This is a genomic window from Paraphotobacterium marinum (assembly GCF_002216855.1).
Classification (GTDB): Bacteria; Pseudomonadota; Gammaproteobacteria; order Enterobacterales; family Vibrionaceae; genus Paraphotobacterium; species Paraphotobacterium marinum.
Window position 1 is genome coordinate 736108 of the sequence record NZ_CP022355.1, and the last position, 19329, is coordinate 755436.

Below are 19329 nucleotides of genomic sequence, written 5' to 3' on the forward strand. Positions count from 1 at the left end.
CATTAAGAGCTTTTTTTTAAGGCTTTAAAACCAATATCTTTTCTGTAAAACATACCATCCCAAAAGATATTTTTGTTAATATAAGAATACACTTTCTCTCTAGCTTCTTCTAAATTATTTCCAAGCGCAGTAACACATATAACTCGGCCACCACTATTCACAAGCTTGTCATTCTTTAAACTGGTCCCAGCATGAAATAACTTAATATCCGGAGTATATTCTTTTATAGTAATTGGGTAATCTTTTTGGTAAGTACCAGGGTAACCTTTTGAAGCCAATACAACACCAACTCCAACTTTGCTCGACCATTTCATTTCTGCATTTTTAAGATTACCAGTGGCTGCTTTGTAACAGATATCAAAAAAATCAGATTCTAGTCTCATCATGATAGGTTGTGTTTCAGGATCGCCAAATCTACAATTAAATTCAATTACTTTTGGAGAACCATCAGGCATAATCATTAACCCCGCATACAAAAAACCTTTATACGGTTGTCCTTCTGATTTTAATGCATCTAAAGTGGGATAAATTACTTCATTAAGTACTCTGCTATTTACTAACTCATCAACTATTGGTGCTGGTGAGTATGCTCCCATGCCACCAGTATTTTCACCTTTATCGCCATCTCCAACCCTTTTGTGATCTTGACTGGTTGCCATGGGAATCATTGTCTTGCCATCACTTAAAATAATATAACTGGCTTCTTCTCCATCTAAAAATTCCTCGATGACGATTGAACTTCCCGCATCTCCAAATTTATTATCCGATAACATGTCTTGAATAGCATTATGCGCTGATTCGATTGTTTCAGCTACAATGACACCTTTACCGGCAGCTAAACCATCAGCTTTAATAACTATAGGAACACCGTTTTGATTAACATAATTGATCGCAGGCTCTATTTCTGTGAATTTTTCGTAGGAGGCAGTAGGTATTTTATACTTTTTTAAGAAGTCTTTAGCAAAACCTTTTGAACCCTCTAGTTGCGAGGCATACTCAGATGGGCCTAGTATTAATAAATTATTATTTTCAAAGATATCAACAATACCATCTACAAGAGGCTGCTCTGTCCCAACTACAGTTAAATGTATTTTCTCTTTTTTTGCAAAATCAACTAATCCCGCAATATTTTCTGGAGATATATTAATATTAATAATTTTTTCTTCATTTTGAGTTCCAGGGTTTCCTGTTGCAACAAAAACTCGTGAAACTTTAGGAGAAAGAGAAAGCTTCCAAGATAGAGCATGCTCTCTTCCACCAGAACCAATAACCAATACTTTCATTTAAGTTTCTCCTTAATGCTTAAAATGTCTAATTTTTGTGAAAATCATAGCTATGTTGTGTTCATTCGCAGCATCAATGATTTCTTGATCCCTTATAGAACCACCTGGTTGTATAATACATGTAATACCTGCTTTCGCAGCAGCATCAATACCATCTCTAAATGGGAAGAATGCATCGGAAGCCATTACACTACCTTCAACAATTAATCCCTCATCATTAGCTTTAATGCCCGCTATTTTTGCTGAATAAACACGGCTCATTTGTCCAGCTCCAATACCTATAGTCATATCATTTTTTGTATATACAATTGCATTTGATTTTACAAACTTAGCTACTTTCCATGCAAACAACGCATCCTTAAGCTCCTGAGCCTCTGGTTTGCGAGTTGTTACAATAGATAGCTCAGTTGGACAGATCTTTTTTGAATCTTTATCTTGAACTAATAATCCACCAGCTACTTTTTTATAATCTTTTAAACCTGATTGAGATTTAAATTCACCCGTTTCTAAAACCCGTATGTTTGGTTTTTTTTCTAGCTCGCTCAATGCAAAGGAATTTATTTTTGGAGCAATGATAACTTCAACAAATTGATTTTCTATTATTAATTTTGCAGTTTCGTAATCAAGCTCTCTATTAAAGGCAATAATCCCACCAAATGCTGATGTAGGATCTGTTTTAAATGCTTTTTGATAAGCAGTCTTAAGAGAATTACTTGAGGCGACACCACAAGGATTGGCATGCTTCACTATTACACAAGTTGGAGCATCAAATTCTTTTACACACTCTAGAGCAGCATCAGCATCCGCAATATTATTAAATGATAGCTCTTTACCTTGCTTTTGAGTTGATGAAGACACAGAAGTTTCTTCACAAGATTCATCAACATAAAATGCAGAGGTCTGATGGGGATTTTCACCATATCTTAGATTTTGTTTTTTGGTTAAATTAATAGTCAAGACATTTGAATAGGGCAGTAATTCATTAACTACTTCTTCTTTATCGATGTATTTATTCAAATGTTGAGCTATCATACTATCATAATGAGCTGTATGCTCAAAAGCTTTTGCTGCAAGTTTAAAATTAGTGTTTGCAGATATAATATTATTGTTTTCTTTCATTTCTAAGATGAGAGATTCATATTGTTTAGGACTCACCACTATAGATGTATATTTATGGTTTTTTGCGGCAGCTCTGACCATGCAAGGTCCACCAATATCAATGTTTTCAATTGCGTCATCAAAACTATAATTTTCTTTGTTGATCGTTTTTTCAAAAGGGTATAAATTTACAACAATCAAATCTATTTCAAGAATCTGCAGTTTCTCCATAATCTCTAAATCTTCGGTTAAATCTCGGCGGGCCAAAATACCACCGTAAATTTTTGGATTTAAGGTTTTAACTCTTCCATTCATTATTTCAGGAAAACCAGTATACTCTGAAACATCTATTACAGGTATTTTGTGTTCTTTTAATAGCTTGGAAGTGCCTCCTGTAGACAATAACTCAATATTTTGAGATGTTAGATACTGAGCTAAAGGAATTAAGTTTTCTTTATCGGATACACTGATAAGAGCACGTTTGATTGAATGTTTATTATGCATTTTAAGACCTTGGTTTTATATGGACTTTATTATTTTACATTATTTTTATTTATACGCAATCGTTTGCATGTATATTTAAACCGGATTATGTTATTTTGTCTTTTTTATTTTAAAGGTTTATATTAGGATGTTTTTGATTAAAGAAATAGCAGAAAAGTTTGATTTAAAAAAAGACACAATAAGATATTACGATAAAATAGGTTTACTTAAACCGAGTGACAGAAAACAAAATGGTTATAGATTATACTCAATTAGTGATTTTAAGAAATTAAGTTTTATATTAAAAGCCAAAAGTATAGGGTTAAGCCTAAAAGCTATTAAGGATTTAGTCAATATGTATGAAAACCCTTCGAGCTACTCCTGTAAAGAAGTTAAAGAAGTTGCATCAAATGAAATTAGTAAGCTGAATCAAAAAATAAATGAGTTGGAACAAATGAAGAAAAAGCTAATTTTTTTAGAAAAAAGTTGTCTAAATGACAGCAGTAGGGATGCAAGTAATTGCTCAATTCTGAATAACTTAAAAGAAAAGAATCTATGATAGAGATTCTTTTCTAAAAATGGTTAGTTCATACCATACTTTTTAAGTTTTTTTCTTAAAGTACCTCTGTTAATACCCATCATTGTCGCTGCTTTAGTTTGATTTCCTCGGGTATGTTGCATAATTTGATCCAACAATGGTCTTTCAACCTCTGCTAAAACTAAATCATACAGATCATTAACCTCTTTTCCTTGTAATTGAGAAAAATATTTTTTTAAAGATGCTTTTACAGAATCTCTAAGGGGTTTATGTATAATTTTATCTTGAGATGTAACTGTTTTGACAATGAAATGCTCTTCAGATAAATTTTGTTCTAACATATTTCTAACTCTTCTTAATTTATAATTGTTTTTGAAAAAATTGATTTATAAAACTGAGCTGTTCATGTGGCTGCTCAAGCATTGTAAACCTTCTCTTACATTGTTTAAAATATTCGTATGGCATTAAATACCATATAACATGTTTTCTTGCGATTCTTGTACCTAAATAATCGCCATATAGACTATATAATCCTTCGAGGTGATCAATAATATCCTTTTTTTTCTCTTCCAATGATGGAGCTGAAAACATTTCTTTTTGGTTTAGCAAATATTGTGATATTTCTTTAAAAATCCAAGGATTACCTTGAGCTGCACGACCAATCATTATTGCATCAGCACCGGTGAAATCTAATACATATTTAGCTTTTTGAGGGCTAACTATATCGCCATTAGCTATCACAGGAATATTTATTGCTTTCTTTACTTTTTTGATACTTTCATAATCAATTGTGCCTTTAAACATACACTCTCTTGTTCGACCATGAACAGTTAAAGCTTGAACTCCAGAGTCTTCTGCAATTTTAGCTATTGTCACACAGTTCTTATTATTTAATGACCAGCCTGTTCTTATCTTTAAGGTTACTGGAACCGATACAGAGTCAACAACCGATTTTAAAATTTTTTTAACTAAAGCTTCATCTTTTAATAAAGCGGATCCAGAGAGCTTCTTGTTAACCTTTTTTGCAGGACATCCCATGTTGATATCAATTATTTGAGAACCTTTATCAACATTATATTTTGCAGCCTCAGCTAAAAGATGTGGCTCTGAACCTGCTATTTGTGTGACTTTAATATCTTCGTCTACAGATATTGCCCTTAATTGAGATTTATTTGTACTCCAACATGATGGATTTGATGAAACCATTTCACTGTAAGCGATATCAGCACCATACTTTAGACAGAGCTTTCTAAATGGATTATCAGTAATTCCTGCCATTGGAGCAGCTAACAATTTATTCTTTAAATTATAAGGACCAATATTCAAAATAAAAAATATCAAAATATAAACAAGAGGAGTATTCTACTAATTTTTTAAGTATATTTAAAGCTTAATTTTTAATCATTTATACTTTTTTCCGGATAAAAGAACCCATTCCCCTTGGTTATCAGGTTTATCAAAGGAAACATTATCAGTGTAATAAGTCTTAATGTTATCCACTTGGGTATCTAAAATACCGGAAAGGCCTAAATTACCGTCTAATTTTACCATACCAATAATTTGTTGAGATAGTGCACGAAGAGGCTCAGCTAAAATATTTGCTATTAAAACATCAGCAGTTATGTTTTCAGGTAGATCTTTCGGTAAATATAAATCAAAGTTTTCTTCTACTTGATTTTTTTTTGCATTAGCCCTTGAGGCCTGAAGTGCCTGAGGATCAATATCAATTCCGATAACTTTTTTTGCGCCTAATTTCAGCGCTGCAATAGCTAATATGCCTGATCCACATCCAAAATCAATTATTAATTTATCCTGTAAATTTTGAGAGCTCAGCCAATTTAAGCAGAGTTGAGTTGTTGCATGTGTACCTGTACCAAAAGCTAAGCCAGGATCCAAAAAAATATTTGTCGAGTTAGTTTCAGGAGCAGAGTGCCAGCTAGGTATTATCCACAAGTTGTTTTTAAGTTCAAGAGGTACAAATGAATCCATCCACTCTCTAATCCAATCTTTATCTTCAAGGATTTCAATTTTGTATTGGAAACTTGATTGCAAAATTTCAGACGCTCTAATCAGCTCGATTAGATCCAAAGTATTAGTATTTGCATCATATAAAGCTAATACGTCAGTTTCATTCCATAATAGAGTTTCACCTGGAAGAGGTTCAAAAATTGGTGTGTCTTTTGCGTCTAAATAAGTGATTGAGTGTACATCTGTTTGTTCAAATAAAAAATCACCCAATTTCTCTGCTATTGAGGCATTTGTATTTATGCGAAGTTGAATCCAAGACATTTTTTTCTCCAAAATAAATGAAGCGGCAATAGCCGCTTCTTTATTTAATTAAAGCAAATGAGTTATTGCATCCCTAATTTCTTTTCAAGATAATGAATATTTGCACCACCATGTTGGAAATTCTCATCATCCATAATACTTTTTTGTAATGGGATATTAGTTTTTATACCCGTGATAATAATTTCATTAAGTGCATTTTTCATTCTTGCAATCGCAACGTCTCTATTTTCTCCATGACAAATTAACTTTCCTATCATAGAGTCGTAGAATGGTGGGACAGAATAACCACCATAAATGTGAGATTCCCATCTTACTCCCATACCGCCAGGTGCATGGAAACGCTCTATTAAACCTGGAGATGGAATAAATGTTTCTGGATCTTCAGCATTTATTCTACACTCTATTGCGTGTCCTTTCATTTGTATATCTTTTTGACTAAAAGACAATGGTTGACCTGCAGCTATTCTTAACTGTTCTTTAATTAGATCGACACCAGTAACCATTTCTGTAACTGGGTGCTCAACTTGTATTCTAGTGTTCATTTCTATGAAATAAAATTCACCATTTTCGTATAAAAACTCAAAAGTTCCTGCGCCTCTGTAATTGATTTCCACACATGCTCTACAGCATCGATCACCAATAAATTTCCTCATATCTTCGGATATACCTGGAGCTGGAGCTTCTTCGACCACTTTCTGATGGCGACGTTGCATGGAGCAGTCTCTTTCACCAAGATGAATCGCAGAGCCTTTTCCATCCGCAAGAACTTGAACTTCAATATGTCGTGGGTTTTCAAGAAACTTTTCCATGTACACCATATCATTATTAAAGTTTGCTTTGGCCTCGGCTTTGGTAATTTGGATGGAATCAATTAATTCTGACTCTTTTCTTACTACACGCATACCTTTACCACCACCTCCACCAGAGGCTTTGATAATTACAGGATAACCAATTCTTTTAGCTATTGATTTATTTTTACTTTCGTCATTATCTAATGGGCCACCTGAACCAGGAACACAAGGAACACCAGCTTTTTTCATTGCATCAATAGCGGCTACTTTGTCACCCATTATCCTTATAGTTTCAGCTTTTGGGCCTACAAAAATAAAACCAGATTTCTCCACCATTTCAGCAAAATCTGCATTTTCTGATAAAAATCCATAACCAGGATGAATAGCAACAGATCCGGTAATTTCAGCTGCACTTATTATTCTTGGGATATTAAGGTAACTCTCTGTTCCTTTGGCAGGACCTATACAAATTGATTCATCAGCTAATTTCACATGCTTTAAATCTTTGTCTGCAGATGAATGAACCGCTACAGTTTTAATACCTAACTCTTTACAAGCACGCAAAATTCTTAAAGCAATTTCGCCCCTGTTAGCTATAACTAATTTATCTAACATCACACAACACCTTAATTATTCAATAATTACTAGAGGTTGATCAAATTCGACAGCATCACCGTCATTGAGTAAGATTGCCTTCACAACTCCATCTTTATCTGATTCTATTTGATTCATCATTTTCATTGCCTCAATAATACATAGTGTATCTCCAGTCTTAACTGATTGGCCAACTTCTATAAATGGTTTTGCATCTGGACTAGGAGCTCTATAAAATGAACCTACCATTGGTGATTTAACCTTGTGTCCACTCTCAACACTTGCCTCTTCAACTTCATTAGTACTCGGTGATAGATGTGTATTTTGAATAATTTGTGGCTGTGATTCTACATTATATTGCTGTTGAACTGGTTGAGGAACAATGACTGGATTTTGATTAATAGCATCTCCTCGACTAATTCTAACTGATTCTTCACCCTCAGAAATTTCTATCTCTCTAATGCCAGACTCTTCAACAAGTTCAATTAATTTTTTGATTTTTCTTATGTCCATTTCTTTTACCTTTTTTCTAAATTTTTTAAGTAATTAATACCAGATTCTACAGCATAAACATAACCATCAGTGCCAAATCCACATATTACACCTACTGCAATATCTGATAGATATGAATTATGTCTGAATGCTTCTCTCTTATGGATATTTGAAATATGAACTTCTATAAATGGTATAGACACAGCCATCAGAGCATCACGTATAGCTATACTAGTATGAGTGTATGCGGCTGGATTTATGACAATAAAGTCAATTGATTTATAGGATTCATGTATTCTATCGATTAAATCTGATTCAGAATTTGATTGGAAGTTAACCAAGTCCAATCTGTTATCAAAATTACTATAAATTTTTTCAATTAAGTCATCTAATGTAAAATCACCATAGATACTTTTTTCTCGAATTCCCAATAAATTCAAGTTGGGTCCATTTAAGACTAAAAACTTATATTTTTTTGACATTTCGATGCCTTATGTTGCAAACTTGAAATTAATCTATGTTCATATCAAATATGTATTTTAATTTGAATAATATACAAGATAAAGCAATATTATTCAAATTTTAACGAAATTTAGAGAAATTTTGCGCTATTTATTGTTTTTTTAGCGAGATTAGTTCATTGACCGATTCAGGGTTCGCTAATGTAGATATATCCCCAAAGTTATCAAAATCATTAATAGCAATCTTTTTTAAAATACGCCTCATGATTTTGCCTGATCTAGTTTTAGGTAGTTCGCTAACTAACTCAATATCAGATGGAATTGCAAGTGCTCCAATTTCTTTTTTTACCCAATTTTTGATATCAACTTTTAAATCAGTGGTTTTTTTTGTATGATCGTCTACGGCTACAAAAGCAAAAATAGCTTCTCCTTTAACTTTATCTGGAATTCCTATAACCCCAGCTTCAACAACACTCTTATGACTTACAATAGCGGATTCAATTTCAGATGTCCCCATTCTATGTCCTGATACATTTAAAACATCATCTATTCTACCAGTGATAAAAAAATTATTTTGGAGATCTTTTTTTGCACCATCACCACTACAATAAAACCCTGAAAATTGTTCAAAATAAGTTTTTTCAAAGCGAGCATGATCACCAAAGATACTTATTGCTTGACCAGGCCAAGAATCTCTGAAAACCAAAAAACCTTCTTCATCTGGTTTGCATTCTTCTGCATGGTTATTTATTATAAATCCTTCTGTTCCATTAATACTGGTACCAGCTGAACCTGCTATTTTTTTATAATTTTTAATTTTTGGAGCAATTAGGATTCCTCCTGTTTCAGTTTGCCACCATGTATCAATAATAGGGCATTTTTGTTGACCAAAATCATTATAGTACCATGACCATGCTTCAGGATTTAGAGGCTCACCAACGCTACCTAATACTTTTAAAGAAGATTTTGTTGAAACATGATTTTTTAGATGTTTTTTTGACATTAGAGATCTAATAAGTGTTGGGGCTGTGTAGAAAATATTGACCTGATGTTTTTCAATAAGTGAATTTATATTTATGCCATCTTCATAAAGAGGGTTTCCTTCAAAAATTAAAATGGTAGCTCCATTTGATAATGGTCCATAAACACCATAACTATGTCCAGTGATCCATCCAATGTCTGCGGTACTCCAGTAGATATCATCTTGTTTGAAGTTAAATAAGTCTTTAAAAGTGTTATGAACATGGACTAAATACCCACCACTTGAGTGAACCAAACCTTTTGGAGTTCCAGTAGACCCCGAGGTATATAATATAAAAAGTGGATCATTTGATGATAATACGGTTGGTTCATTTTTTTCAGACGCTTTATTTAATTCATCATGCCAATTTAGTTCGTGATCGTATAAATCATCTATTTTCCCAAGAGGATTAAAGATTATAGTTTTTATTTTTTTATTCAAAATAGAGAGGGCTTCTCTGATGTTATTTTTAATGGAATTTTTCGTTGATTTCTTATTGAGTAATCACCACAAATAATCAATTTTGACTTTGAATCTTTTATTCTATCTGCGATGGAATTAGCAGAGAATCCAGCAAAGATAACATTATGAATGGCTCCTATTCTTGCGCATGCTAACATGGCTACTATTGCTTCAATAGTCATCGGCATGTAAATACAAACAGTATCACCTTTTGATATGTTTTGAGACTTTAGTACATTAGCAAAACGACATACTTTTTTATGTAAATCTGTATATGTAATCGTTTTAGTACTTAAGCCATCTTCACTTTCCCATATAATTGCAATCTTATCAGCATTATTTTCTAAATGCCTATCTAAACAATTATATGAGACATTTAACTCTCCTCCATCAAACCAGTTAATTTTTATAGGCTTATGGAATGACGAATCATTTATTTTTGAATATTTGCTAATCCAATCTATATTTTTAGCTAATTTGTTCCAAACATTTTCATTATATTTTTTTCCTTCATTAAGCATAAATACTTCCTTAATCTTTTATTGTAATGCCTTAATTTTGTACTACGGGTAAAAGAAAAAAATCAAACATTTATTGTGAAGTCATTGAATTAATATGATCCACCATCAAATTTGCAGAGATAAATCCTGTTATTGTATGTTTCTTTAAAATAGTATTGTTTTTAATAAATAAAATTGTTGGTAAACCAATGATATTCATTTTTTGCATAATCTTTAAATTTTCTTCATTTAACTCAGATAAATCTACTCTTATTTTCTGCATACCTAACATAGCATTTATCACTTTAGGGTTCACAAAAGTAGTGTGTTCCAACTTTCTACAGGCGCTACACCAGTCTGCATAAAAATCAATCATAATCAATTTATCTTTATTTGCAGGAGATATTATTTGTTTATCAATCTCCGATTGAGTGCTTAGATTTAAAAAATTTAGTTGAGTAGTTTTTTGAGGTTTGAAGTTTAAATAAGCAATAGTTATAACAATTGTTATAAAAACTAAAAATAAAGAAGATTTTAGAGTAAAATTGAATTTTTTCAGTATAAATAAAAACAAACATGAAGCCCAAATGAACCACAGTATTTTAATTATGTATGGATTTATAATAGGTTGAATAATCATTATAGGTAATGTTAATAGGATTAAACCAAGGAGTTGTTTTATTGAATTGAGCCATGCCCCCGACTTAGGAAAATGTTTTTTCCCTACCAAAATAAAAACTAAAAGGGGTAAAGTCATACCAGTGGCCAAAAGATACAAGTTAATTGATGTCCATAACGGGTTATTAGCTTGTGTAGAATAAATTAACACTGCAGATAAAGGCGCGGTTGTACATGGAGTGCACAAAATTCCAGCGAGTATTCCAAGAAAAAATGAATTCAAATAATTGGATTTAAATCTTAATGAAAAGGATAATTGATTAATAAAATTATTTAGTTTAGAAGAACCTATAATCTGGAATTGAAACATCATCGATAAGCCAAGTAATATTAATATGATACATGCAGTTATCAAAAATAATGGACTTTGAAATATAAATTGTACTTTTAATCCAACAAGAGATGTAATAAAACCAAATATACTATAGATAACAGCTATGCCTTGTAAATAAATTATTGCATTAATTATTGTTTTTTTTGGTTTTTGTTCATGAAAAGATAGAATTTTGGTAGTTATAGGGTACATGGGAAATATACATGGTGTAAATGCTAAACCAATTCCGAAAACTAAAAACATAAAAGGCGAAAACCATTGCGAAAGTATATTTTGATAGTTATCAGATATTGATGGATTCAATTCGATTGTTTTTGTTTGAGGTGGATAACAAAAACCATGGATATTACAACCTTGATATGAAACTAATAATGTATTTGAATTGATATTAGATAAATAAACAGGAAAAGATATTTTTTCTTTGTACACATTTACATATCCAAAAGTAGGATCATTGTATTTTATACCTGGAGGTTTAGAAAAAAACAAGTCTCTATTATCAGAGGAGGTAATAGAAATAGAGTTCTTATATAGATAGTAATTAGGTGCAATTGACCATTGTAAAGTGATTATTCTATCCTTTTTTTCATATGAAAGAATAAAAGCATCCTTGGATTTTAAGTACTTGGGTTGTTCAAACTTCTGTTTTGTATTTACTTTTATTTCACTATTAGCTAATGAAAGTGATGAATAAGAAAATAAAAATAAACATACAAAACATAAAATTAAAAATTGTCGCATGGAAAACAAATATAATTATTAATCATCATGTTATTGTTTTAATAATGATAACTCAATAATAGAAAACCTTCTATTTTTATCTTTTTTAAAAAAAAATATCAAATGGACTTGGCTTATCTTATTTTGTCCCCACATTTAAAGTACGGATTGCCAATTTTTGGTAAAATTTAATTTTTATGATTAATCAGGAGTAAATGTAAATGAGCATTCGTCCATTACACGATCGTGTTATCGTTGAACGTGAAGAAAATGAATCTAAATCTGCAGGAGGAATAGTTTTAACTGGTTCTGCTGCAGAAAAATCAACGCGAGGAGTGGTTCTAGCTGTAGGAAATGGTCAAATCCTTGAAAATGGTACAGTGAGAGCATTAGATGTTAAAGTAGGTGATAAAGTATTGTTTTCTGAAGGCTATACAACTAAAACTGAAAAACTTGATGGAAAAGAAGTTTTAGTTATGTCTGAAAGTGACATCATGGCAATTATTGAAGAATAATCATTAAATTTTAATTATAGAGGATAATAACATGTCTGCAAAAGATGTAGTTTTTGGTAATGATGCCAGAATTAAAATGCTAGAAGGTGTAAACCTATTAGCTGATGCGGTAAAAGTAACTCTTGGGCCTAAAGGTCGTAATGTCGTTTTAGATAAGTCTTTTGGCGCTCCAACTGTAACAAAAGATGGTGTAACTGTTGCTAAAGAAATTGAGCTAGAAGATAAGTTTCAAAATATGGGTGCTCAAATGGTAAAAGAAGTTGCTTCTCAAGCAAATGATGCTGCTGGAGACGGAACCACTACTGCAACAGTTTTAGCACAATCTATTGTAAATGAGGGACATAAAGCTGTTGCAGCTGGAATGAACCCAATGGATTTAAAAAGGGGTATTGATAAGGCTGTTTCAGCAGCTGTTGAAGAGCTAAAGACATTATCAGTTCCTTGCTCAGACAATAAATCTATTGCTCAAGTTGGAACTATTTCTGCAAACTCTGATCAAACTGTTGGAAATATTATTGCAGAGGCAATGGAGCGAGTTGGTAGAGACGGTGTTATTACTGTTGAAGAAGGCCAAGCATTACAAGATGAGCTTGATGTTGTAGAGGGTATGCAGTTTGATAGAGGATATCTTTCTCCGTACTTCATTAATAAGCAAGAAACTGGATTAGTTGAACTTGAAAACCCATTTATTTTATTAGCGGATAAAAAAGTATCGAATATTCGTGAGTTATTACCTTTATTGGAAGCTGTTGCTAAAACATCACGTCCACTTCTGATAATTGCTGAAGATGTAGAAGGTGAAGCTTTAGCTACTTTAGTTGTTAATAATATGAGAGGTATCGTTAAAGTTGCTGCAGTTAAAGCACCGGGTTTTGGTGATAGAAGAAAAGCAATGTTACAAGATATTGCTGTATTAACTGCCGGTACTGTTATTTCTGAAGAAATTGGTTTAGAACTAGAAAAAGTTACTTTAGAAGATTTGGGTCAGGCTAAGAGAGTTAATATTACTAAAGATAATACAACTATTATTGATGGTACGGGCGAGCAAGATGTAATTTCTGCACGTGTAACTCAAATTCGTCAACAAATTGAAGAAGCCACTTCAGATTATGACAAAGAAAAGCTTCAAGAAAGAGTGGCTAAACTTGCTGGTGGAGTTGCTGTGATTAAAGTTGGAGCTGCAACTGAAGTTGAAATGAAAGAAAAGAAAGATAGAGTTGAAGATGCTCTTCATGCAACAAGAGCTGCTGTTGAAGAAGGTGTAGTTGCTGGTGGTGGCGTTGCATTAATTCGTGTAGCTTCTAAACTAGAAGGTTTAACAGGCGACAATGAAGATCAAAATGTGGGTATTCGTTTAGCTATGCGAGCTATGGAAGCACCACTTCGTCAAATCACAAATAATGCTGGTGACGAAGCTTCAGTTGTTGCAAATAATGTTAAAGCAGGTTCTGGTAGTTACGGATATAATGCTGCAACATCTGAGTATGGAGACATGATAGAAATGGGTATTTTAGATCCTACTAAAGTTACTCGCTCTGCTATTCAATTTGCAGCATCAGTAGCTGGTTTGATGATCACTACAGAAGCAATGATAACTGATCTACCACAAAAAGATGCACCTGCAATGCCTGATATGGGCGGTATGGGTGGTATGGGTGGTATGCCAGGCATGATGTAAGCCGGCCTATGATCATTTCATAGACGTTCACAACGTTTCAAAAAAGCCCGTAAAGCTATGTTTTTCGGGCTTTTCTTTGTATTAGTTCTTAGTAGTATGTAACGTCACTCATACAATCTTAAGTTTCTAAAAGTATATATGGTAAGATATTTCTATTAAATAAAGAACCTAACGACCATTCTTTAGTCATCTTCATTTAAACCTAGCAACTAATATTTCTTTTTTGCTGTATTCATTTAGAAAAGATCAATTGGAGTTTTGCTTAACTCTCCAGCATTTTCTCTCACTAACTTTGGGACTAAATATCCAGAAGTTAAAGTTAAAAGCTCTCTCATTATTTTTTTTGTTTCTGAGTCAGGCACAAAAAAATGAGAAGTTCCTTCTACTGCATCAGTTGCATGAATATAATAGGGAAGTATACCCGCATGAAATAATTTATCGCTCAGATTTTTTAAAATACTTGAGTCGTTATTAATTCCTTTCAAGAACACACTTTGATTTAAAATGGTTATATTTTTTAATTTAGATATGTGTTTTGAAAATTCATCATTTATCTCATTTGGATGATTAATATGAGTAACAATTACTATTTTCAAAGGTGAATCGCATAAAATTTTGACTAATGAATCAGTTATTCTTGAAGGGATCACCACGGGAAGCCTAGTATGAATTCTTAGGGTTGTAATTGTTTTGATATATGATAATTTTTCTAAAAAGGATTTTATTTCATGGTCTTTAGCCATTAACGGATCGCCGCCAGATAATATAACTTCATTAATTGATGAGTTTTGCTTAATGTATTCTAAAATTACATTAATTTTATTTTTATTAAGACTATTTTCTTGATAAGGAAAGTGCCTTCTAAAACAATATCTACAATTAATAGCACAACCTGTTTTAAACATTATTAAAACTCTATTTTTGTATTTGTGTAATAATCCTGTTATTTGATTTTTTTGTTCTTTTAGAGGGTCTTTAGTAAAATTTTTATTAACTTCAAATTCCTTCATAACAGGAAGAACTTGCATGAGAAGAGGATCTTTTGGATCTTGTTTATTCATTCTGTTAACAAAACTTAGAGGAACTCTCATAGGAAATAGCTTTTTAGCTGAAAAGTCATCATTAATTTGATTTTCGTCAATTTGTAATATTTCAAGTAATGCTTTTGGGCTAGAGATAGAATTTTTTAACTCAAATAGCCAATTTTGCTCAACACTTATCTCATTTTGGGTTATCATATGGTTCATACTATACAACTCTATTATTTAAGAGGAAAATAATGGCAACATTTAGTACCAATGAATTCCGAGGTGGAATGAAGATTATGCTTGATAATGAGCCTTGTGTCATCATTGAAAATGAATTTGTTAAACCAGGGAAAGGACAAGCGTTTAATCGCGTAAAAATTAGAAAACTATTATCTGGTAAGGTTTTGGAAAAAACTTTCAAGTCAGGTGAAACAGTTGAGGCCGCAGATATTGTTGATTTAGATTTAGATTATTTATATAACGATGGGGAGTTTTATCATTTTATGAATAATGAAACCTTTGAACAATTGGCGGCTGATAATAATGCAGTTGGTGATAACTCAAAGTGGTTGGTTGAAAACAATACTTGTATGTTAACTTTATGGAACGGCAATCCCATTGCAGTAACACCTCCAAACTTTGTTGAGTTAGAAGTTGTGGAAACTGATCCTGGATTAAAGGGCGATACCCAAGGAACAGGAGGTAAACCAGCAACATTATCAACCGGTGCTGTTGTTCGAGTGCCACTTTTCATTCAAATTGGTGAAATAATAAAAGTTGATACTCGTAACGGCGAGTATGTGAGCCGAGTTAAATAAGCTGGAAGGCGGCATATATTTTGCCGCTTTGACTAAAATATGTCTAATAATTCCCCTCAAACATATATGCCAAGTGCATCAATTAAAAATTTAAAGTTAAGGGCTCAGTTCATCCAAAGGGTAAGAAGTTTTTTTTCTAATGAAAATATTTTAGAAGTAGACACACCAATTTTGAGCCCTTATGGTACTACAGATATTAATATTGATTCGTTTATCACTACTTACTTTGATAAGAAAAAATACTACCTATGCACAAGCCCAGAATTTCATATGAAAAGATTATTATGCGATGGAATTGGTTCAATTTATCAAATTTCTAAAGCTTTTAGAAATGAAGATGTTAGTAAAGTTCATAACCCGGAATTCACAATGCTTGAATGGTACCAAGTTGGTATTGATCATTTTGAATTAATTAAAGTTATTGAAAGGTTTTTAAAGTTTGTAATGGGCATTCCTAAATGTGATATAATATCCTATGATGAATGTTTCCAAAAATATCTGCAATTTTCTCCGCTGGACCTAACAGTTAATGAAATAAGGCAACAATGTTTGAAACGTCTAGAATTATCGGAAGAATTAGAACAAGAAAATAATAAAGATGTACTATTACAATTAATATTCTCTCTATTAATAGAACCAAATCTCGGTGAAAACTATCCAATTTTTGTTCATAGTTTCCCTGCTACTCAAGCGTCTTTAGCCAAAATAAATGAATTTGATTCACGGATAAGTGATCGTTTTGAGCTATATTACAAAGGTTTAGAGCTAGCGAATGGGTTTCATGAACTATCAGATCATGTTGAGCAAAACAATAGATTTAATAACGATAATTTTAAAAGGTTACATCAAAATAAAGAAGTTGTGCCAATAGATGTTAATCTTATAGAATCTTTAAAGTTTGGATTACCTAAATGTTCTGGGGTCGCTATCGGTATCGATAGACTTTTAATGCTAGAGCTAAAAGAGAATAACATTGATAAAGTTATTTCTTTTAGCTTTGATAAATGTTAAGAGTTGCTTAAAATAAATCTAGCATTTAATGGTTGTATTTTTCTATTATTAGGTCTTATTAAACTTTTAATTTTGTTTAATTGAGATTTTGTAATTGTAGATAAACTTTTCATAATGTACCACCTTATACCACTTGAAAATGGGGGTGTGACTAAAGAACCATTATAAGTCATATAGTCTCCTCCTTCAGGAAGTATTTGCTTGATTGGTAGTGATAGGTTGTTATTTTTATCAGAACTATTCTTAAAATTGATTAATTTTGATAAGAAGTTATTACTATAAACTCCAGTTTGATATAAGATCGATACAATTTTTACTTTATTATTTTTTGAAACAAATATTAATTGAGCTTCTAATGGGAATTTTTTTCCAGATACTTCATGAAGAGATGGACTAAAAAAGTCAATTTGAGATAAATTATATAGACTTCCATCTATTAAAGAGTTATTTCCTTTTGCATAAGCTACCATTACGTCTTTACCTAAACTAACTTTACTTACTGCTCCTGACAGATTTATATCAAGTGCTTTGAGGTTTGCTCTGATAACATTATTAGCAGTGATATTAATCGGTGATTTATTCAATTCTTTACAAATTACTGTAAAGCTTGAAACAGATAAAATTAAAGTTAATAATAAAGCAATTGCGCGTGCATACATCTTTAATCTCCTTGTCGTAATTTAGCAATAGGTTGGCCCATTTTTATTTTACATCCATTTTTTATGTTATCTTCAAATGTAATTTTATCTTTTGGAAATAATAAAATAACTGTAGATCCCAATTTAAAAAGGCCCATTTCATCGCCTCTATTAAGTTGAATGTTCTCATTTTTGTAGTCATGAATGTTAAATTTATTTCTATATTGATTAGATATGTTTTTTTCCCAGACAGTTTCTATACTTCCAACAATAGTAGCACCAACTAATACTTGGACAAAATCTTTATTTTTAAAAAAACACACTAATCTTTCATTTCTGGCGAATAATTCAGGAATGTGTTGTGTAGTTGACGGGCTAACTGAATATAGATTTCCTGGAAAAAAAATCATTCTTTCTATTTTGCCTTTCTGAGGCATATGAACTCTATGGTAATCTGATGGCGATAAATAAATTGTAATATAACTACCATCGTTGTATTCCTCATCATTTTCACCAATCAAAGACTCAATTGTATAATTGTGATTCTTTGCCTGTAGTAATTTGTTTCTTTTTATTGTTCCAAACTCACTTATTGTTCCATCACACGGTGAAATAAAATAATCATCTAGACATGAAATTTCTCGAGAATCTTTTTTTAATTTCCGCGTAAAAAATTCATTGAAGGTTTTAAACTTTTTAACATCTTGAATTGAGGATTCAGCCATATTGACATTATATCTTTTGATGAACATATTGATTAATAATGTTGTTAAAAATCCCATTTTTTTTTCAGCAAAATAACCAAAAAAACGAGTTATGAAGTGTTTTGGTAATATTTTTTGAATTAATATATGTGTATTCAATTTAATTTATTTCCTTAATTATTTAACTTTTTGTGTTTTAAGTTTTTACTTATTCTTAAAAAACTTTGGTATCTTTTATATGATATTTCATCATTTTCTGCTGCCTCTCTTATTTTACAACCTGGATCAAGATCATGCTTACAATCTCGATATTTGCAGAGCCCAATAAAAGGACGAAACTCTATAAATCCCCAAGCTAAATTTTCTTTGTCATCAGACCACAGAGCAAAATCCCTTACACCTGGAGAGTCAATAATATTACCATTATTATCTAAAGAATAAAGTGTTGAAGTTGATGTTGTATGTTGGCCTAAACCAGATACTTCTGATAGCGTCCCCACGGAAGTTCTTTCTTCTGAAAAAATTGCGTTAATTAGACTAGACTTTCCGACGCCGGATTGCCCCACAAAAATACTATTTTTATTTTTTAATTGATCTTTTAATTTGTCTATTGTGTCTTTATTGTAGATGCTTACAAAATCTACTTGATAACCTATAGCTTTATATATCTTTGATATATCTTTAATTTCTTGCTCAAACTTTTTTGTTATTAAGTCATATTTGTTGATTACAATACGTGGAACTAATCCTTTAAGTTCAATTGCAACCAGGTATTTATTAATTAGATCAAAAGAAATTTCTGGTTCAATAGCCCCCACTATGAAGACTTGGTCAATGTTTGCTGCTATAATTTTCAAGTGATTATAATTATCAGGTCTAGATAACTCATTATCTCTTTTTTTTACCGCTTCTATTATCCCTATGTTATTAGAATTATTGCTATTTCTCCAAACAACATTATCACCAGTTACTAGTGAGTTGATATTTCTTCTGATATTACAACGATGAATTTCACCATTACTCGCTTTTATATCAGCATGTTGGCCAAATCTTGAAATAACTATTCCTAATTGACGGGAACCATACATACCATCATCTAAAGCAAAGCTTTCAATTTTTTTACTTTGATTTTTAGAAATGCGATTTTTTTGGTTTTTAGTTAATTTTTTTTTTGCCATAAGTTTTGTTAACGA

20 protein-coding genes are annotated in these 19329 nt (G+C 31.8%); 5 read left to right on the top strand and 15 right to left on the bottom strand.

The features are described 5' to 3' along the window. Nucleotides 1-2 precede the first annotated feature (2 nt). Nucleotides 3-1283 (bottom strand): phosphoribosylamine--glycine ligase, encoded by a 1281-nt coding sequence (purD, locus tag CF386_RS03960; protein ID WP_089073146.1) that lies wholly within the window; start codon nucleotides 1281-1283, stop codon nucleotides 3-5. Between the two features lie 12 nt (nucleotides 1284-1295). Further along, nucleotides 1296-2885 (bottom strand): bifunctional phosphoribosylaminoimidazolecarboxamide formyltransferase/IMP cyclohydrolase, encoded by a 1590-nt coding sequence (gene purH / locus CF386_RS03965; protein WP_089073147.1) that lies wholly within the window; start codon nucleotides 2883-2885, stop codon nucleotides 1296-1298. A gap of 133 nt (nucleotides 2886-3018) precedes the next feature. On the opposite strand from purH, the gene CF386_RS03970 reads away from it, so the two are divergent. Continuing rightward, nucleotides 3019-3423, top strand: coding sequence for a MerR family transcriptional regulator (locus tag CF386_RS03970; RefSeq protein ID WP_158522294.1), 405 nt, complete (start codon nucleotides 3019-3021; stop codon nucleotides 3421-3423). Nucleotides 3424-3446: 23 nt separating this feature from the next. Here CF386_RS03970 and fis read toward each other — a convergent pair whose 3' ends face one another. From fis to dsbD, 9 genes are all read right to left on the bottom strand, one after another. Then, nucleotides 3447-3743: a DNA-binding transcriptional regulator Fis gene (fis, locus tag CF386_RS03975; protein ID WP_089073149.1), complete on the bottom strand. Its 297-nt coding sequence runs from the start codon at nucleotides 3741-3743 to the stop codon at nucleotides 3447-3449. Nucleotides 3744-3762: 19 nt separating this feature from the next. Next, a complete protein-coding gene (dusB, locus tag CF386_RS03980) occupies nucleotides 3763-4728 on the bottom strand; it encodes a tRNA dihydrouridine synthase DusB (protein WP_089073150.1) in 966 nt (321 codons plus the stop codon). 75 nt (nucleotides 4729-4803) lie between these two features. Then, nucleotides 4804-5691, bottom strand: a complete 888-nt coding sequence (prmA, locus tag CF386_RS03985; protein ID WP_089073151.1) for a 50S ribosomal protein L11 methyltransferase — start codon at nucleotides 5689-5691, stop codon at nucleotides 4804-4806. Between the two features lie 62 nt (nucleotides 5692-5753). Continuing rightward, complete coding sequence (accC, locus tag CF386_RS03990) at nucleotides 5754-7097, bottom strand: acetyl-CoA carboxylase biotin carboxylase subunit (RefSeq protein WP_089073152.1); 1344 nt, start codon at nucleotides 7095-7097, stop codon at nucleotides 5754-5756. 15 nt (nucleotides 7098-7112) lie between these two features. Then, nucleotides 7113-7589 carry an acetyl-CoA carboxylase biotin carboxyl carrier protein gene (gene accB, locus CF386_RS03995; RefSeq protein ID WP_089073153.1) on the bottom strand — a complete coding sequence of 159 codons (477 nt, stop codon included), beginning with the start codon at nucleotides 7587-7589 and terminating at the stop codon, nucleotides 7113-7115. Nucleotides 7590-7594: 5 nt separating this feature from the next. Then, nucleotides 7595-8050: a type II 3-dehydroquinate dehydratase gene (gene aroQ, locus CF386_RS04000; protein ID WP_089073154.1), complete on the bottom strand. Its 456-nt coding sequence runs from the start codon at nucleotides 8048-8050 to the stop codon at nucleotides 7595-7597. Nucleotides 8051-8180: 130 nt separating this feature from the next. Continuing rightward, a complete protein-coding gene (locus CF386_RS13325; protein ID WP_145955011.1) occupies nucleotides 8181-9491 on the bottom strand; it encodes an AMP-binding protein in 1311 nt (436 codons plus the stop codon). Then, nucleotides 9488-10033: an AMP-binding protein gene (locus CF386_RS13330; protein ID WP_089073155.1), complete on the bottom strand. Its 546-nt coding sequence runs from the start codon at nucleotides 10031-10033 to the stop codon at nucleotides 9488-9490. The genes CF386_RS13325 and CF386_RS13330 overlap by 4 nt, the downstream gene beginning before the upstream one ends. 70 nt (nucleotides 10034-10103) lie before the next feature. Continuing rightward, nucleotides 10104-11765 carry a protein-disulfide reductase DsbD gene (gene dsbD / locus CF386_RS04015; protein WP_089073156.1) on the bottom strand — a complete coding sequence of 554 codons (1662 nt, stop codon included), beginning with the start codon at nucleotides 11763-11765 and terminating at the stop codon, nucleotides 10104-10106. A 200-nt stretch (nucleotides 11766-11965) separates the two neighbouring features. Between dsbD and CF386_RS04020 the strand changes: the two genes are divergently transcribed. Then, the gene (locus tag CF386_RS04020) at nucleotides 11966-12259 is read left to right on the top strand and encodes a co-chaperone GroES (RefSeq protein ID WP_089073157.1); all 294 of its coding nucleotides are present in this window, start codon (nucleotides 11966-11968) and stop codon (nucleotides 12257-12259) included. Nucleotides 12260-12290: 31 nt separating this feature from the next. Further along, nucleotides 12291-13937 carry a chaperonin GroEL gene (groL, locus tag CF386_RS04025; protein WP_089073158.1) on the top strand — a complete coding sequence of 549 codons (1647 nt, stop codon included), beginning with the start codon at nucleotides 12291-12293 and terminating at the stop codon, nucleotides 13935-13937. 236 nt (nucleotides 13938-14173) lie between these two features. Here groL and epmB read toward each other — a convergent pair whose 3' ends face one another. Continuing rightward, the gene (epmB, locus tag CF386_RS04030; RefSeq protein ID WP_089073159.1) at nucleotides 14174-15184 is read right to left on the bottom strand and encodes an EF-P beta-lysylation protein EpmB; all 1011 of its coding nucleotides are present in this window, start codon (nucleotides 15182-15184) and stop codon (nucleotides 14174-14176) included. A 32-nt stretch (nucleotides 15185-15216) separates the two neighbouring features. On the opposite strand from epmB, the gene efp reads away from it, so the two are divergent. Both efp and epmA read left to right on the top strand, forming a co-directional pair. Further along, a complete protein-coding gene (efp, locus tag CF386_RS04035) occupies nucleotides 15217-15783 on the top strand; it encodes an elongation factor P (protein ID WP_089073160.1) in 567 nt (188 codons plus the stop codon). A 39-nt stretch (nucleotides 15784-15822) separates the two neighbouring features. Beyond that, nucleotides 15823-16794, top strand: coding sequence for an elongation factor P--(R)-beta-lysine ligase (epmA, locus tag CF386_RS04040; protein ID WP_225971681.1), 972 nt, complete (start codon nucleotides 15823-15825; stop codon nucleotides 16792-16794). On the opposite strand, the gene CF386_RS04045 is transcribed toward epmA, so the two are convergent. Genes CF386_RS04045 through rsgA form a run of 3 tightly spaced genes read right to left on the bottom strand, consistent with a single transcriptional unit; the run spans nucleotide 16791 to nucleotide 19314 of the window. After that, nucleotides 16791-17453 carry a carbonic anhydrase family protein gene (locus CF386_RS04045; RefSeq protein WP_089073161.1) on the bottom strand — a complete coding sequence of 221 codons (663 nt, stop codon included), beginning with the start codon at nucleotides 17451-17453 and terminating at the stop codon, nucleotides 16791-16793. The two genes, epmA and CF386_RS04045, sit on opposite strands and share 4 nt — an antisense overlap. A gap of 2 nt (nucleotides 17454-17455) precedes the next feature. Beyond that, nucleotides 17456-18295 carry an archaetidylserine decarboxylase gene (asd, locus tag CF386_RS04050; RefSeq protein ID WP_225971682.1) on the bottom strand — a complete coding sequence of 280 codons (840 nt, stop codon included), beginning with the start codon at nucleotides 18293-18295 and terminating at the stop codon, nucleotides 17456-17458. A 14-nt stretch (nucleotides 18296-18309) separates the two neighbouring features. Continuing rightward, on the bottom strand, nucleotides 18310-19314 hold the full coding sequence (gene rsgA, locus CF386_RS04055) for a small ribosomal subunit biogenesis GTPase RsgA (RefSeq protein WP_089073162.1): 1005 nt from the start codon (nucleotides 19312-19314) through the stop codon (nucleotides 18310-18312). Nucleotides 19315-19329: the final 15 nt, after the last annotated feature.